Origin of the sequence: Paenibacillus maysiensis, assembly GCF_000520815.1 — a bacterium.
Lineage (GTDB): Bacteria > Bacillota > Bacilli > Paenibacillales > Paenibacillaceae > Paenibacillus > Paenibacillus maysiensis.
Genome location: NZ_ASRY01000319.1, coordinates 25,049 through 39,934, shown reverse-complemented (window position 1 = coordinate 39,934; position 14,886 = coordinate 25,049). Strand labels below are relative to the sequence as shown.

Here is a 14,886-nt window from a genome sequence, read left to right as displayed (position 1 = left end):
TCCTCTATATACAATCCTTTTATTTAAAACAAAGCACTCACCATTCGTCTCAGCCATCATTGCATCATAGCATGTTTAAGCAGTCTTCGCTATTTAAACACTTCTTTCATTGTCCCAAATTTTAATTATGAACACAAGGGGGCGGGCGAAATGTATCCTCTAAAATTTCAGTATGAAATTCCGACTTGAAACAGAGTATATTACCTTCCATCTATCGTTGCCTGTCATAATCATCCTTCAGGTACACCTGCTCCTAGCTCGGAAGATGTAAGCACAACCCTCCGATTACGAGACGCAGGGCTTTTACTCGGTATCGAATTGCTGGATCATGTCATATTAGGAGACAAAACGTTCATTAGTATGAAGGAAGAGGGACTCATGTAGTTAACATCAGTCCAGATTATTTTGAAAGGCTTCCCCCTTAAGCTCTTGCTTCAACACAGAATAAAGCTTTGAACCTGCTAGCTTAAGTGGATACTCTGTTGTTTTACAGAGAATGCCGAAAGTCATATCTATCAGGCTGCCACTTAATTCCCTCGTCGTTGTTCCTGCCGGAACGGGATTCACTAGAATTTGGGGCACAAGGGCAATACCCAACCCGCTTTCCACATAGAATTTCAAAGCCGTCATGCTGCCAATTTCCATGGTATCTAACGTGGTTATTCCATATTCCTTCATGACCATTTCTAGTTTGCGACGATAGGGGCAGGTGGCTGACGTAATAAGCAACCGATGTCCCTGTAAATCCTCTGGCCCAATGCTTGTTTTTTCGGCAAGCGGATGATGTTCAGGCATCAAAACCACAAAATTCTCCTTACATAAAGGTTCAAAATATAGCTCAGTGCCCAAATCTGGTGCGGAACACAGCGCTAAATCAATATCCCCTTTGAGAATCCACTCGCTCAAGGTGGGGGTATTTCCAAACTCGATGGAGATCTGAATGTTCGGATAATCGGATAAGAATCGCTTTAGAATCGCCGGTAATCGGTAGCTGGCGGTCGGCTCGGTCACTCCTAAACGAATATGGCCTACGGTGCCCCATTGCAGATCCTCCATGTTCTTCTGCAATTGCTCCATATCCTTTACAATGTGCAGACTTTGCTCATAAAACACCCTGCCCGCCTCAGTTAACTTTATTTTCTTGCCTCGTTCAATCAGTTGAACTCCCATATCCGACTCCAGCCTTTGCATTTGCATCGTAACTGTAGATTGCGCATAATTCATCTCTTCCGCCGCACGAACAAAGCTGCCGTAGTTCACGATCATTTGAAATGTTTTGAGTGTTTTAATATCCATCCTCATACTCCTGATCTGAATTCATTTTTATTGAACGATCCGTTCATTTAATTCAATTATACAGAACCAACTACATCCCCTACAATAATATATATCAGATGGTATTTATTTTTTCAGGAGCAAAATCAAATGAGCGGATAAGGAGCGATTGTATATGGATTTACATCAAAAAGTAGCATTGGTTACAGGTGGGGGTACAGGAATTGGGAGAGCTGTATGCATGGCGCTGGCAGATCGAAAGGCTACGGTGGTCGTCAACTATTCGCGCTCTAAAAACGATGCAGAGGAAACCGTGCGAATGATACTTGAAAAGGGTGGACGTGCTATCGCGTTACAGGCGGACGTTTCCCAAGACAAAGAGGTACGAGATATGGTGGACCAGATTGTTCAGCAATTCGACACGGTTGATGTACTCGTGAATAATGCCAGCATTACACATCACATTCCTATGGATGATCTGGAGGCGGCCACGGAAGAGGTATGGGATGATCTTTTTAATGTAAATGTAAAAGGCATGTTTTACTGCGCCAGAGCCGTAGCTCCTTTTATGAAGAGTAGTAAACAAGGAGCCATCGTTAATCTTGGAAGTATAGCGGGACAGACGGGACTAGGTTCCTCACTCCCTTATGCCGTATCTAAAGCGGCTGTTCACGGGCTGACGAAATCGTTAGCACGAGCCTTAGCACCAGATATCCGCGTCAATTGCATCGTGCCGGGAGCGGTAGCGACAAGATGGTGGGCAGGGAGGGAGGATCAAATGACACAATTGTTTCCTCATTTGCTGCTACAGCACATTTCCACGCCCGAAGATATCGCCAGCATGATTTGCTCTGCCTTGGAACAGGAAGCCATGACAGGCCAGATTATTACGGTGGACAGCGGACAAACGCTGTAACTTAAAGTTTCCATAATTGGCTGAAATAAAAAAAACGGCCGAAGCCGTTTTTTTTGTCGTATCAAGCAATCCTCTTTTATTTTTTTTCTTTAATCACCAATAAAACACCTATCAAAATGAAAAGCGCGCCGATCCAAAATGTACCACCTACTTGTTCTCCCAGTAGAATCCATCCTAAGAAGGTTCCCACCAAGGGTTGAAAAAAGAAAAATAACCCCCCGCTTGAAGCATTCATTAATTGTAAACCACGATTCCAGAGAATGAACGCACAAGCGGTTGAAATAATCCCCAAATACAAAATTCCTCCCCAGATTTTTGGTCTGGCCAACTGGGAAAAGTCAATTTGGGGCAACTGTCCTACAACCATAGGAGTCAGTACGATGATGGCAAACAAGATTGAATAGGTCGTGACCAAAAGAGGTGAATACTGTCCGGGTACGCGTTTAATTAACACTGACATGAGCGCCCAAGTTAGAGCTGCAATAAGTAGAGCTATACCGCCAAGCTGGCTTGATTCGTCTACGTGAGCATTCCCAACGATCAACGTTACACCGACTGTAGCTAAAACGACTGAACTGATTTTTTTTAACGTTAATCGTTCCTTAAGTAGACATCTAGCGAAAATAACCATAAAGGCTGGTGTGGAAGAAGTAATGATAGCTCCCATTTGCGCCGAAGATAGCATTGTCCCATATTCTTGCGTTACAATGGAAATTGCATTCCCTACGACTCCGATCACTACTAGCAGCAATAAATCACGTTTATGAACTTTCCATGATTGGCGCTTAATAAAACCAATCACCAAAAGTGCAATGATTGCTACAACATATCTCATCCAGACCAATTCCAGCGGTGGAATTACAGCTACAACTACCTTAACAACAATGTACATTCCGCCCCAAATGCTGGCGGCTAAAGCCAAATATATAGCACCTAACGTATTATTTTTCATTTTATTTCCCTCCGAATATAAGTTGGGGTAGATGCCCCAGCGGAGAGAAGTAATCACTTCCACTCCATTAAGGGCGCGGAAGGACTACAGGTACATCATTTTCAAAAAGTGGAGCTTTTAACATTCTATCACCTCATCTTTGAATGTTTGATTGAAAATAACCATCCATGATTATCCGATGGGTGTTCCATTCGGTACATACCTCCAAGAACCAACACTTCAGAATTGCAGCCAGCAATGCGTCTTGGAGGGAAATTAACAACGCCTACTATCTGCTGTCCCACAATATCTTCAGCTACATATCTTTTTGTGATTTGAGTACTTGATTTTTGCCATTTTGAAATTCCCTTCATACCTAAATTTAAAATCAAGCTGTTTATATTCTAACCAAATAGGAACAACATAACAATCTAAGCTACTTCCAAAAACATGTACATAGAAACCCAATAGCAATAACAGTAAACCATCCAATTAAGAAGGGGTCATTACTATGAAAAAATTCATTTTTCTTTCCTTAACGATGTTGCTATTGTCCCAATCTGCCGAATCTCATGTTTCAGCCTCTCCAAATCCAGTGCTTAAAGCAGTAGCCAAAAATGGAGTTAATCCTCCCTCCCCTGGTGTTGAAACCATAGTTTCCGCTCGTAGTAGAGGACATGGGGGCTTCCAAGACTTTTTCACACTATCCCCTCAAAACGGGAAACATCTAAATTTATACGTTAAAAACAATGGCACCTCCACAGTCCATGTGAATGTAATTATTAATGGTGAAGATTTTGGGACTTCTGACGTTCCGGCTGGTAAACAAAAAACAAGAACCTTTGAACAACTGGTTTCCAGCGGTTTATCAGGAAATTATGAAGTTCGCATATCCAACTCGGATGGATCTCTGTACGACCTTCAAGTGAGTGCAAGACAGTTCTGAGATGATACTCCAGTTTGTTGAGCGGCTTCCTTTTACCCCCTCTCCTATAAAGAAGACGTAACAAGCGTTCCGGAAGTAAATGCTCTGTTACAAAACTACCGTCAAAAAGTGATCGACAAATAGCCGATTTACAGCGCATTGTGGGATTTATAGATCATAACTGCGCAATGGTTTTGCGTATGATAACAGGATTACTGTTGACGCTTGTGGCAATGTAATTGCCTGTACATAACGATGGGCGTAAAGTAATCATGGCATGGTATGCACTGCAATCGAAAATCGGCTGCTAATTTGTTTCATCGAATCACCAAGAACCCATGACTTAGATAATGGAATAGTTAACCCAATCTGCCTGGACGGCGCCCTTTTCTTCAAAGAAACGTTGCGCCCGCTGATTGCTAGGCCCCGTGATCCAGGACATGTACGCATACCCATGCTCTTGTGAGTAACGTCGGCATTCCAAAAACAGTTGGGATTCCACCTCTGTATCTCTGTATGGCTCCCTGACAAAGAGATCGTTCATGATGGTGATTTTATCTGCTCTCATTGTGCTGAAAGCAAAGTATAATGTAGCGAAGCCAACAAGCTCCCCTTCCTGCTCTACTACGAACTGTATACCTGCTTGCTTCTCGAAAAGGTTAAAAATCAAATTATGTATTTTTTCAGCAGCCGGTGCGGGATTCTTATAAAAACCAACAATATACTCATACATTAACTCCGTCAAACCATTCACATCGTTAGGTTCAGCATTTCTTACGATAAATGACATGTTAACTCCCCCTCTTATATATAATTGAATAAATATACTATATAACGAATAAACATTCAATATATTAGAGATAATTAGCACATTTCGCTAATAGGCCATCATAGCTTGATAAAACAGAACCAGCCTAACACTTTATTTTCTTATGACATCTTTTCCGATTTATACATTTTAGCCTGGTTTCAGTTGTCCATTACGCATATGATCTTCCTTCATTCGCATGAAGGTCACGGCATGATCGGTATTACTGTAGTTGTTTCCGTCACCTAGAATTCCTTGTTGCTGCTCGTACTTTTGTAGGCGCGGCAACAAATTTTTACGCACCAAACGAACCGCTTTTTTCAGCGGTTTATCTTTATGATTCTCCTGTAATGTACTTTCGAGTTGCTGCACAGCTCGTTCCAGTTTTCACTCGTGATGGAACTGGATTCGCCTAACTCAAGCAGATCCTGATTAACAAGTTCAGCATTTTCCTGCCGTTCTGCTTCTTTAATCGTTGCAAAAAGGGGCTGAACTTTCTTCTGTAAATGATCTTTAAATTTCACAACAGCCTTCCCCAAACGAATGTGTACTTGTTAGCATTCGCTTCAATTTTTGTGCCGTCGACAAAGTAGTGCTCCAATTTCACATGACCTGACTCTACGAGAAGTTGAAGAACACCTGTAAAGATATGCTCTAAAACATCTTTTATACGTTCAGAACGGAAACGATTGATGGTTCGGAAATCTGGTCTTTGCCGTGCAGCTAACCACATGAATGGGATCTGCTCGCGAACTGATTTTGCAATTTGATGGGATGAGTAAATACGCTGGGAGTAGGCGTAGATGATGATTTTTGTGAGCATTTTAGGATGATAGCTATCCCGGCCATCCCCCAGGATACACTGAAGCGAAAATATTGTCGTCAATCCGATTCACAGCTTCGTTCATTAAACGGACAAGATGATTTTCTAGAATATCTTCCTCTAAACTCATTGGCAAGTAAAGTTGGTCCATGCTATATTGGATGTACAAAGAAACCTCTCCTTTTGGTATGTGGTTGGGTGGGTGGTACCTCCATTTTACCAAGGAAAGGTTTCTTTTTGTTTTACAAAAATGAGAAAGGGGCTGGCCCTCAGTCATTATTTATGACTTTTGGGACAGCCCCATTGCAAGATTATAACGCTTACCAAGGAGTGTTAGAAGCTTTAAGTATAACTGTTCCTTTTGGCACACCTGATCCACCGTAAATAGTCACTGTGTAAGTACCTGAAGGAACAAGTGGATTACTATCATTATTTATGAAATTTACTCCTACTCCATCTGGTGCAATAGTTTTATTAAAGATGATTGTACCCTTAGTATTATGCTTTACTTCAACTCTAAAAGATTTTGCCCCTGTATTTTTTACATACATGTTAATATGTGGATATCCACTCTGTACTGTCCATGAAGTAGATGGGTCTGCAGTAGTATTATTTGATAAATTCCAATCTAGCGTATTGTTTTGGATTGCAAAAATTCCAATGGCTTCATTTCCTTCTTTGGATGCTGTATTTTCATTTGCCGAAACAGCACCAGCAACCCCAGTAATAAGAGAAATAGATAATGCACTAACACCAATAATCTTCATAAATTTGTTTGTCATTCTCATAACTTCCTCTCAATATAATTATAATTTTACGCTAATATCATAACATGACAGGTTATATTCTACCAAATAACCAATTATACGACATTTAACGACATTATTCCCTTATGTGCTAGGATCTAATTTCACTTCCACTTTTTCAAAAAAATTCTCTTAAAAAACGAGACTACATTTTTCGACGAGATCCTTGTCAACAAGTTCACGCTCATTGAATCGCTTTTTTGAAGTTCTTTGCTCTGAAGGTCTAGAATGAGCTTTATTTTTACTATTTCCCTCTATGTCTCTATAATGATTTTCCTGTAGTTTCCATACAAAAGTAGGTAATCTACCACCAAAAAACGCAGTATTGTTGGTTTCAACTCTGCGTTTTTTTGTAAGCGGTCATCTTTTTTTCAACTTTTCGAGCTAGTTTTAATGCACTTTGATCAATATATTTCATATAATAATGCGACAAAATAAATAAGGGCACCATGGAAACCAGAAACGTAATTGCATAGGCAAGATTATAATTTAAAAAATGAACTACTTTACTAAACAGGAACGCGGAGAACGTATTTAGGAAAGTGAAATGAATGAGGTAAAGGGAAAATGAAATCTGTCCTAAATAAACAAAAGGTCTCCATCCAAACACATGCTGCAGCACTTTTGAACGAATCAGAGCAAACAAAATCATAGCAGAACCCAGGGTTCGTGCAAGAAGTCGTGGGTCGATGTCAAATTGAATCCATTCATTGATATTTTTTGTCCACACTTCTATAGGTTCATACATAGTCCCCATTAATGAAGTATAAGGCGCCGAACCTAAGTAAATCCCCACTAAAAGCACAAGTACTTTCATTATTTTACTTTGGACCCATTTGTGCTTGAGCAAATCAGCAAGCAGCATTCCCCACAAAAAAGCGACAAAATAGGTTTGAATAAAAGCAATGGATAAGACCACATACACAATCCATCTTTTTTTTACTCGTCCAAATAAAGCAAGAAAACCGAATATCAAAAAAGAACCTAATAGCTCATAGCTCATTGTCCAAAGGACTGGATTGTAAGGATGTGCTTCAAAATGGAAAAACGGATCAAAAATAGCAGCCTTGATAACGGTATATATATTTGTATCTAAAGCGTAATAGTTCTTTTTCATATCCGTCCATGTTGTTCCCCATATATCTTGGAGATAAAAGGCATTCGTAATAATTGCTAGATACACAAGCAATACGGATACCGCTGCCGGCACGGCAAGCCGAATGTACCTTCGTAGGGCGCTGGAATGCAACAATTTTAGAAAGGTCTCACTATCGAGCTCTTTTTCAAACATTTTGACACTGAGCACATAACCACTTAGCACAAAAAACAAACAAACGGCAAATTGTCCATTATAAAATAAATTAATCGGAGAATGTCCGTACCAGATATCCCATTCAAAATGAGCTTGTTGCGATCTTCCAGTTAACGCAGCTGGATAAAATACTTGTATGTAGTGCGAAATAACCACGGCAAATGCCGCGAGGCCCCTAAGGCCATCCAAATAGAATAGCTTTTTTTCAAATGTCTCTTTATTCATTTTTCCCCTCTTCTTCCATTAGTGAGGCTATTATAACATGCGATGCTGCGCGATTAAATGCACATCGTTAACCATTTTTTATTTGAGAATAACGAGAATTTGAAATAGATATCAGTAAAAAATAAAGTATTAGACTGGATATCTAGGAGAAGGTGTCCGTACTGCAAACTGGGATTATTCTAAAAAATAAAGTTGTAGACTCCGTCAGAGGTGCGCCCATGCGGAAGATTTTTTGTTGTATGCATAGAGCGATTTCTTAAGTGTGACGGGCGTTGTGTAAAAGACCCAGGATGTTCTGAAACGGCTTATTAATGGTTAGTCTACAACTTTATTTTCCGAATCTAGACTCTAAACACTTTATCTGTTTTATTTATGTGCTTCGACTGGTTTTTGATTAATGAGATTCCAACGCGCTTGAGCAACTCTATACTAATGTTTTTTAATCAGACGCTTGTTCTTCAAAATGTTACGAATCATCTTATGATTGGGGAGTTGCGTGAACAGCATATGTCCGGGGTGCGGATTGGCCTCGATAATCCAGATCTGGCCGCTCTTCTCAATAGCCAAGTCAATGCCCAACTCGCGAACCGAATGGTTTTTCCCCATCGTGTCGGCAATGATTTTGGAAAGTTCGATGATCTGATCCAGCGTACTTCTCATTTTCGTTCTGTCATTTTTAAAAACTCTTAAAAGCACTTTGGATATCGGAGCCGCATGTCCCCCTTTCCGGTAATTGGTCACGACTTTGGATGGGGCTGCCACACGCCCGGTTATCCCTGAAATGATCCATTCTGATTCCGGCTTCTGCATGTACACTCTGGCGTCAAAAATAGAGCCTTTGTACTTCGCTAACCGAAGTCCTTGCTGTACCAAATAACGGCGATGAGGCCTCCGATAGGTTCTGATCGCTCTCCTAACCGCTTGGGATCTGACAATTCTTCGACTGGAGCCACAACGAATCTCATACTTCCTCCCCAGCTTTTTTGCCCGTATGATGCCAGTCCCTCCGCTTCCGTAATTGGGCTTAATGAAAACCGTCCGATAGGCAGCCAGCATGCGCAAAGTCCTTGCCTTGCTAATCCAACGGGTTTCCGGCAAATGAGAACATAAAACGGGATGTTGTCGCATTTCCTTATATTGAATCATCTTTCCAATGGGCACGAATATCCCTCTATTCTGTTGGGTTTTTGCACGCATTACATGAATATGCATCCATATTCTATCTTGGTAACGGCGAATGCCACAGTTTGCTATGAAAGAGGCAAACCCCTCCTATCCTACCTTCTTTGATTCAAGAGAGAGATGCGCAAAGTGTTCATTACACGGCGTAATTATTGCACATACCTATAAGTTCGATTTCAATTATATATTAGACCAATAGCAACTTTGGATATATGATATATTAAAAATACCGTGAGGGGGAACGCTAACATGTCCATTTATAATTTTCAAGCAACCTCAATTTACGGAGAACCGATTGAATTCTCAACGTATAGAGGAAAAGTTCTCCTCATCGTAAACACAGCCAGCAAATGTAGCTTTTCCCGTCAATTCGCTGATCTGCAGAAGCTCTACGAAAGACGGAGGGAACAAGGTTTTGAAATCCTTGCGTTTCCTTGTAACCAATTCAATGAAAAAGAGCCGGGTAGCCATTCGGAGGTTCAGGAATTCTGCCAAATTAACCATGGAGTAACATTCCCGCTATTTGAGAAAACGGATGTAAGGGGCCCATCTCCTCATCCTTTATTTCAATATCTGACCCAACAAGCACCGTTTCAAGGCTTCGATACCCAGACCAAGGACGGTCAATGGATGGAGGATTTCCTGCGGGATAAGTATCCGGAAATATACGCTGGCGACGGTATCAAGTGGAATTTTTCTAAATTCTTGGTCGATCGCGATGGCCATGTAAAAGGAAGGTTTGAAGTAACAACGGAGCCCTGTGCCATTGATCCTGTCATCGAATCGCTATTGTAGTTTTTCCGTTCACTCCTTTGGATTATTTCAGAAAAGAGAATCAAATGACAAAAACAAATATTTGTCATTTGATTCTCTTTGTGTTATCCTGACTTCAAGGAGGTGACTCACACGGCAGCTTGACCGTGTCTCTATGGAAAAATCCTCAGATATTTTAACCAAGGAACAGATTCTCATCGCTACAGAAGACACACTTAGACGTTTTGGTGTAGCCAAAACCTCCGTGACCGATGTTGCCAAAGTATTAGGAGTAAGTCATGGCACCATTTACCGACACTTTAAAAGCAAAGCTGAGCTTCTCGAAGGCGTGACCGAAAAATGGCTGAATGATAAGATTATCGCTCCATTAACGGAGGTATGTCAGGATTCATCCCTGCTGGGAACGCCGCATTTAAAACGATATATACAGACCTTGGTCGAACTCAAGCAGTATTATGCCCGCGATGACGAGGAAATGTTCGAGATGTATACCCGGGTCACCGAGCAAGCCGCTGATTTAATCGACCAGCATATCGCCCATATTGTGAATCAGCTCGCTGACATCATTGCACACGGGGACATTACATCGGATCAGCCAGCCCAACTGGCGCGTACCCTTTTCTATGCCACAGCCCGTTTTCATCATCCCGCTCATGCTTACGAATGGAAGAGTCCTGCGATTGATCAGGAGTTTTCGGATGTGTGGATTCTTTTAGAAAATGGAATCTCTTAAAAAATTATAGAAAGAGGGTTAAATACCTATGAAACATTTGGACGGGAAAATAGCGATTATCACCGGTTCCTCCAGAGGAATTGGACGTGCTATTGCCGAGCAACTGGCTGATCTGGGTGCTAATGTAGTCATCAATTATGCCAGCAGTCCGGACAAAGCCAAAGAAGTCGTGGAGGGCATTATTCAAAAAGGCGGAAAAGCCATAGCGCTCCACGCTGATCTGGGCAAGATGAGTGATATTGAAGCATTATTTACAAATACGATTGCTGAATTCGGCAAAGTGGATATTCTGGTTAACAACGCTGGGCTGATGATCACCAAACCTCTGGCTGAGGTGACCGAAGCTGACTTTGACAAACAATTCGCACTGAATGTAAAAGGGACTTTCTTTGCCTGTCAGCAAGCGATGAAATATATGGAAAACTACGGAAGAATTGTGAACCTGTCTACGTCCGTCATCGGACAAATGTTTCCGACCTATAGCGTATACGCGGGTACGAAAGGCGCGGTGGAGCAATTTACCCGCCAGCTTGCCAAGGAGTTCGGAAATAAGCAGATTACGATTAATGCTGTGGCTCCCGGTCCTGTAAACACCGAGCTTTTTCAAGCAGGAAAAACCGAGCAACAGATCGAAGGCATGAAAAAAATGAATGCGATGGGTCGTCTCGGTGAACCGGAAGATATCGCTGATGTGATTGAGTTCCTGGTCAGCGCCAAATCACAATGGGTTACCGGACAGACAATTCGCGTCAACGGCGGATTCATTTAAAAGACGGAATACATGAAATGGAGGCTGTTCACGCTCATGATATTACACAAAGGCGAGACCCTGTTTCGGCAGGGGGAATCCGGCCCTCTATATCACTTAAAGAGCGGCCTGTTAAAAATTATCCGAGTCCATGAAGACGGCTCGCAAATTTTAGTTAATGTGATTGTGCCCGATGAAATCATCCCGCACCACTCCCTGATCAGTCCCAATCCTTATTATGGTACAGCGGTGGCGCTGGTAACCTCTGAGGTTGAGGTTCTGTCGCAAAAGGAATGGTATCTGGTACTGGAGCAAGACCCGTCTCAATGTCGGGCTATCGCTTTGCAGCTACAGGATAAATTGCGCATGATGCAGCAACGAATCGACCAGCTCACCGAAGTGTCACCTGCCGAGAAGCTTCGGAAGCTTCAACGCTGGTTCCACTCCTACATCGCACCCGCCACGTTAACGGACGTGCTGACGCAGGAGGAAATCGGCCAATTCATCGGGCTGCGCCGGGAGACGATTAATCGGCTATTGCGTGCTTCAAGCGCTCCTTCTGCAAAAGATGATGGCGATAATGCATCTCGATGAGCGTAAACCACTCTCCAGCATTCAACGCGCCGAATCTGGGATGAGAAACGGTAGACTTCCCTGTTGTTTTCCCAACGATCGGCTCAAGCTCTCTCATTTTGCGGATTACCGCGTTCAATCCCTCTACAATTTCTTCTTTGCCAGTTGGTTGCGGGGGAGTGTATTGTGGGGATGGCGGGACCTGGATACGCACGGGCGGAAAGCCTCCCAGATCAAAAATGGCCGTTCCTGCCTCCGTTTTAGCCCCTATCTCTCCATCTGGCTTTAGACAAAGATCAATGTTCTTAAGATGCATATAAAGAGCCGAATTCACCAAATGAAGGTACATTTGTCCAAGTGACCATTCGCCCTCCTGTGGCTTGTACTGCAATTGCTCCAAGCTAAAGCTGTCCAATTCAAGAAGATAGTGTTGTGCCGTTTCTTCAAAACGCTGCAATGTTTCGGTTATTGTATTCATATATTAGTAACTGCCCCTCTCCTTCAAGTAGCTTTACTATACAAAAATGCTACTGACAGCATTATGTCAGTAGCATTTCAACATTTTTTCGGCTTCTGCACGTACCCAGTCCCGGAGTGATTCAGGCTCCAGCACGACCACATCCGCGCCCCATCCAAGTATCCATTGCAGTAATTCCTCCGGCTGTCTAACGCGGAAGAGTACATGCAATCCATCTACACGCTCCTCTATGGCCTCCATGTAAAAATTGTTCGCTTCCTTCACTTTATCTGCGATATCTGAACGGGCTAGTACGCGAACACTTACATGACGGTCATCGGTTTGCTTGTAATTCTGCAAATTAAAATCGACAGGCAACTGAAACCTGTCCTCCAGCACGATAAGCTCGTTCATACGTGACAAACGGAAATGGCGGAACTGCTGCCGCAATTCGCACTGCCCAATCAAAACCCACGAACCACGAATCAGTACAAGACCATAGGGGGCGACCACACGCACACTTCGACGATTCCCGTCAGACTCTGGCATTCTTTTGGAGTAGCCGAACCGTACCTTTCGTTTTTCCAATACAGCGAGACGCAGCGTTTCCAAATAGGTTTTCTCTCTACGATTTGCCCCTTCACCCACCGCGAGCAGTCTGATGGTCGTACGCACCCGGGAAACTTCCCTGCGAACACTCTCCGGTAAAATAGCTTCAATCTTTCTGCGAGAAGCCTGCGCCTTGATGCCGTAATCTGCATCAAATTTTTGTTCGACAAAATCTGTCCCGATTAGCAACGCCACGGCTTCTCCCACGCTAAAGCTCACCGGGGGCAAAAAATATCCCTCCATCAGGGAATATCCAATGCCGGGTGCGCCTACAATCGGTACACCCGATTCGCTTAGTGCCTGAATATCCCGATAGATGGTTCTTACACTCGTTTCGAATATGGCTGCCAAATCCTCGGCTCGTAAAATATCCTTACGCTGCAACTCTAGCAAGATGGCTAGCAGGCGGTCTGTTTTGTTCATACCACGGCACCCTCTCTGGAAGGATCTACATACACTAATATAAAAGAGCAATAAGGACAGTGCAATCACTGCGACTTATTGCTCTTTTTTTCATACGGAGGTTGCTTTCATTACTTGAAAAACACTTTTTCGACGTTATATTTAGCCTTTTGTGAATTGATGATGTAGGTTTCATAGATTTCTCGCTCTACCGCATCTTCTACAATACAAACTTCAATAATCGCCACTTCGTTCCGCTTGTCCTTCATCGGCGATACGGTGTCTTCAAAATGCTTTTTGATTCTTTGTCTCAGCTTTCTTGCTTTACCAACGAACAGCAATTCCTCCTGTGCGTTGTAAAACATAAAAATACCGCTCTTATCTCTGGGAATCAGGTGGAAATCTGTAAATCCGTAAATATGGCTCAGTTCAGGGTTAACCTGTTTGGTAATCGTGATGTCCGGGGTTGGAATCGTTATGTTTATCACTATGTCACTTCCTCGTTTTATATAAGTGTAAATATTATCACAAATCCCGATGTAACACCATTCAATAATCCTTGCCCCATGACTAAAATGCCCGACTTAGAAACTGTATGAAAAAAAGATGACCCTGATGAATACAGAGCCACCTTTTCATTTTCTGTCAACCGTTTTTGTAATCCGTAATGCGGTAATACATCGTTTTATCCTTCAGCTTACGGAAATGGGAACTTGCCGGATAAAGATTAGCTTCAATAATTCCGATACGTCCTTTCCGGTCTATTCCAATGTCCAGTCCATATATACGGTGTCCCGGAAAAAAGGCGCTTAATCTCTTCGCGGAACGGATGGAAATACGATTAATATGGGACTCTAATGCACTGGCAGACAAGTGCCGAACAGAAGATTGTTTAATGCCGGATTTAAAGCTGAGCAATGTCCCTTTACTCCGTGTATTATTGGATACAATATAGCCTTTGCCTGCAACTTTGATAACCTTTCCTGTGACTACCCATACAGATGAGTGGATTCTCCGTTGAATGATGACTCTCATATCAAAAGGGCGTTTGTGGATGGTCGGACGAGTAATTCTGCGTTGAACCATATAACTGGCGTTCCCGATTTTTCTTCTAATATAATGATACGTATTGGTTCTGCCCCGTACTAAAACTTGTTTATTCTCGTAATGTACGATGTACTTATGGTTTCCTAACCAGGAGACCTGAAAGATTCCCCGTCCACGACTCCCCCACACCGGTTTCACGATAACATGCCCGTACTTGGAGAGAAGTTTCGAAAAATTATACCTCTTCAGGAGCTTCGTTTCGGGGACGTAAGACCTCAGAGACGCATGTCTTCTCAATAACAAATATTTGTACCACTTATCTTTTGCTGCTGATGCCATG

General features: G+C 42.5%; 16 protein-coding genes and 4 pseudogenes. 7 read left to right on the top strand and 13 right to left on the bottom strand.

Annotated elements, in window-relative coordinates; genetic code table 11:
- Positions 1 to 210: 210 nt before the first annotated feature.
- Positions 211 to 384, top strand: a pseudogene (locus L696_RS29985) (JAB domain-containing protein); the annotation flags it as partial.
- Positions 385 to 390: 6 nt separating this feature from the next.
- On the opposite strand, the gene L696_RS0125895 reads toward L696_RS29985, so the two are convergent.
- Complete coding sequence (locus L696_RS0125895; RefSeq protein ID WP_025686225.1) at positions 391 to 1,296, bottom strand: LysR family transcriptional regulator; 906 nt, start codon at positions 1,294 to 1,296, stop codon at positions 391 to 393.
- A 154-nt stretch (positions 1,297 to 1,450) separates the two neighbouring features.
- On the opposite strand from L696_RS0125895, the gene L696_RS0125890 reads away from it, so the two are divergent.
- Positions 1,451 to 2,191 carry an SDR family NAD(P)-dependent oxidoreductase gene (locus tag L696_RS0125890; protein WP_025686224.1) on the top strand — a complete coding sequence of 247 codons (741 nt, stop codon included), beginning with the start codon at positions 1,451 to 1,453 and terminating at the stop codon, positions 2,189 to 2,191.
- 76 nt (positions 2,192 to 2,267) lie between these two features.
- On the opposite strand, the gene L696_RS0125885 is transcribed toward L696_RS0125890, so the two are convergent.
- Both L696_RS0125885 and L696_RS32245 read right to left on the bottom strand, forming a co-directional pair.
- A complete protein-coding gene (locus L696_RS0125885) occupies positions 2,268 to 3,143 on the bottom strand; it encodes a DMT family transporter (RefSeq protein ID WP_025686223.1) in 876 nt (291 codons plus the stop codon).
- Between the two features lie 197 nt (positions 3,144 to 3,340).
- A pseudogene (locus L696_RS32245) lies at positions 3,341 to 3,469 on the bottom strand (tRNA-binding protein); the annotation flags it as partial.
- Positions 3,470 to 3,633: 164 nt separating this feature from the next.
- Here L696_RS32245 and L696_RS0125880 point away from each other — a divergent pair.
- Positions 3,634 to 4,068 (top strand): hypothetical protein, encoded by a 435-nt coding sequence (locus tag L696_RS0125880; protein WP_025686222.1) that lies wholly within the window; start codon positions 3,634 to 3,636, stop codon positions 4,066 to 4,068.
- A gap of 157 nt (positions 4,069 to 4,225) precedes the next feature.
- Here the strand turns inward: L696_RS0125880 and L696_RS32875 are convergent.
- From L696_RS32875 to L696_RS0125845, 6 genes and pseudogenes are all read right to left on the bottom strand, one after another.
- Positions 4,226 to 4,368: pseudogene (locus tag L696_RS32875) on the bottom strand (Rrf2 family transcriptional regulator); the annotation flags it as partial.
- Positions 4,369 to 4,390: 22 nt separating this feature from the next.
- A complete protein-coding gene (locus L696_RS0125875) occupies positions 4,391 to 4,837 on the bottom strand; it encodes a GNAT family N-acetyltransferase (RefSeq protein WP_025686221.1) in 447 nt (148 codons plus the stop codon).
- 171 nt (positions 4,838 to 5,008) lie between these two features.
- Positions 5,009 to 5,847 (bottom strand): annotated as a pseudogene (locus L696_RS32835) (transposase); the annotation flags it as partial.
- 151 nt (positions 5,848 to 5,998) lie between these two features.
- Positions 5,999 to 6,460, bottom strand: coding sequence for a hypothetical protein (locus L696_RS0125855; protein ID WP_025686218.1), 462 nt, complete (start codon positions 6,458 to 6,460; stop codon positions 5,999 to 6,001).
- Positions 6,461 to 6,818: 358 nt separating this feature from the next.
- Entirely contained in the window at positions 6,819 to 8,021 is a 1,203-nt protein-coding gene (locus L696_RS0125850; RefSeq protein WP_025686217.1) for an acyltransferase family protein, read from the bottom strand.
- A 429-nt stretch (positions 8,022 to 8,450) separates the two neighbouring features.
- A complete protein-coding gene (locus L696_RS0125845) occupies positions 8,451 to 9,182 on the bottom strand; it encodes a YheC/YheD family protein (RefSeq protein ID WP_025686216.1) in 732 nt (243 codons plus the stop codon).
- Between the two features lie 270 nt (positions 9,183 to 9,452).
- Here L696_RS0125845 and L696_RS0125840 point away from each other — a divergent pair, with 270 nt between their 5' ends.
- The 4 genes from L696_RS0125840 to L696_RS0125825 all read left to right on the top strand — a co-directional run bounded on the left by L696_RS0125840 (position 9,453) and on the right by L696_RS0125825 (position 12,052).
- Complete coding sequence (locus L696_RS0125840) at positions 9,453 to 9,998, top strand: glutathione peroxidase (protein ID WP_025686215.1); 546 nt, start codon at positions 9,453 to 9,455, stop codon at positions 9,996 to 9,998.
- A gap of 133 nt (positions 9,999 to 10,131) precedes the next feature.
- On the top strand, positions 10,132 to 10,710 hold the full coding sequence (locus L696_RS0125835; RefSeq protein WP_025686214.1) for a TetR/AcrR family transcriptional regulator: 579 nt from the start codon (positions 10,132 to 10,134) through the stop codon (positions 10,708 to 10,710).
- Positions 10,711 to 10,738: 28 nt separating this feature from the next.
- A complete protein-coding gene (locus tag L696_RS0125830) occupies positions 10,739 to 11,479 on the top strand; it encodes an SDR family oxidoreductase (protein ID WP_025686213.1) in 741 nt (246 codons plus the stop codon).
- Between the two features lie 36 nt (positions 11,480 to 11,515).
- Positions 11,516 to 12,052, top strand: a complete 537-nt coding sequence (locus L696_RS0125825; RefSeq protein WP_025686212.1) for a Crp/Fnr family transcriptional regulator — start codon at positions 11,516 to 11,518, stop codon at positions 12,050 to 12,052.
- Here the strand turns inward: L696_RS0125825 and L696_RS0125820 are convergent.
- The 4 genes from L696_RS0125820 to L696_RS0125805 form a co-directional block, all read right to left on the bottom strand.
- Complete coding sequence (locus tag L696_RS0125820; protein WP_025686211.1) at positions 11,985 to 12,509, bottom strand: DinB family protein; 525 nt, start codon at positions 12,507 to 12,509, stop codon at positions 11,985 to 11,987. The genes L696_RS0125825 and L696_RS0125820 overlap by 68 nt on opposite strands.
- Positions 12,510 to 12,575: 66 nt before the next feature.
- Positions 12,576 to 13,520 (bottom strand): helix-turn-helix transcriptional regulator, encoded by a 945-nt coding sequence (locus L696_RS0125815; protein ID WP_025686210.1) that lies wholly within the window; start codon positions 13,518 to 13,520, stop codon positions 12,576 to 12,578.
- Between the two features lie 110 nt (positions 13,521 to 13,630).
- A complete protein-coding gene (locus L696_RS0125810) occupies positions 13,631 to 13,987 on the bottom strand; it encodes a nucleotide excision repair endonuclease (protein WP_025686209.1) in 357 nt (118 codons plus the stop codon).
- Between the two features lie 157 nt (positions 13,988 to 14,144).
- Entirely contained in the window at positions 14,145 to 14,885 is a 741-nt protein-coding gene (locus L696_RS0125805) for a YheC/YheD family protein (RefSeq protein ID WP_025686208.1), read from the bottom strand.
- Between the last annotated feature and the right edge of the window lies 1 nt (position 14,886).

Coding starts and splice junctions, on each gene's coding strand:
- L696_RS0125895 (WP_025686225.1), bottom strand. CDS start 1,296: ATGGATATTAAAACACTCAAAACATTTCAAATGATCGTGAACTACGGC.
- L696_RS0125890 (WP_025686224.1), top strand. CDS start 1,451: ATGGATTTACATCAAAAAGTAGCATTGGTTACAGGTGGGGGTACAGGA.
- L696_RS0125885 (WP_025686223.1), bottom strand. CDS start 3,143: ATGAAAAATAATACGTTAGGTGCTATATATTTGGCTTTAGCCGCCAGC.
- L696_RS0125880 (WP_025686222.1), top strand. CDS start 3,634: ATGAAAAAATTCATTTTTCTTTCCTTAACGATGTTGCTATTGTCCCAA.
- L696_RS0125875 (WP_025686221.1), bottom strand. CDS start 4,837: ATGTCATTTATCGTAAGAAATGCTGAACCTAACGATGTGAATGGTTTG.
- L696_RS0125855 (WP_025686218.1), bottom strand. CDS start 6,460: ATGACAAACAAATTTATGAAGATTATTGGTGTTAGTGCATTATCTATT.
- L696_RS0125850 (WP_025686217.1), bottom strand. CDS start 8,021: ATGAATAAAGAGACATTTGAAAAAAAGCTATTCTATTTGGATGGCCTT.
- L696_RS0125840 (WP_025686215.1), top strand. CDS start 9,453: ATGTCCATTTATAATTTTCAAGCAACCTCAATTTACGGAGAACCGATT.
- L696_RS0125835 (WP_025686214.1), top strand. CDS start 10,132: ATGGAAAAATCCTCAGATATTTTAACCAAGGAACAGATTCTCATCGCT.
- L696_RS0125830 (WP_025686213.1), top strand. CDS start 10,739: ATGAAACATTTGGACGGGAAAATAGCGATTATCACCGGTTCCTCCAGA.
- L696_RS0125825 (WP_025686212.1), top strand. CDS start 11,516: ATGATATTACACAAAGGCGAGACCCTGTTTCGGCAGGGGGAATCCGGC.
- L696_RS0125820 (WP_025686211.1), bottom strand. CDS start 12,509: ATGAATACAATAACCGAAACATTGCAGCGTTTTGAAGAAACGGCACAA.
- L696_RS0125815 (WP_025686210.1), bottom strand. CDS start 13,520: ATGAACAAAACAGACCGCCTGCTAGCCATCTTGCTAGAGTTGCAGCGT.
- L696_RS0125805 (WP_025686208.1), bottom strand. CDS start 14,885: ATGGCATCAGCAGCAAAAGATAAGTGGTACAAATATTTGTTATTGAGA.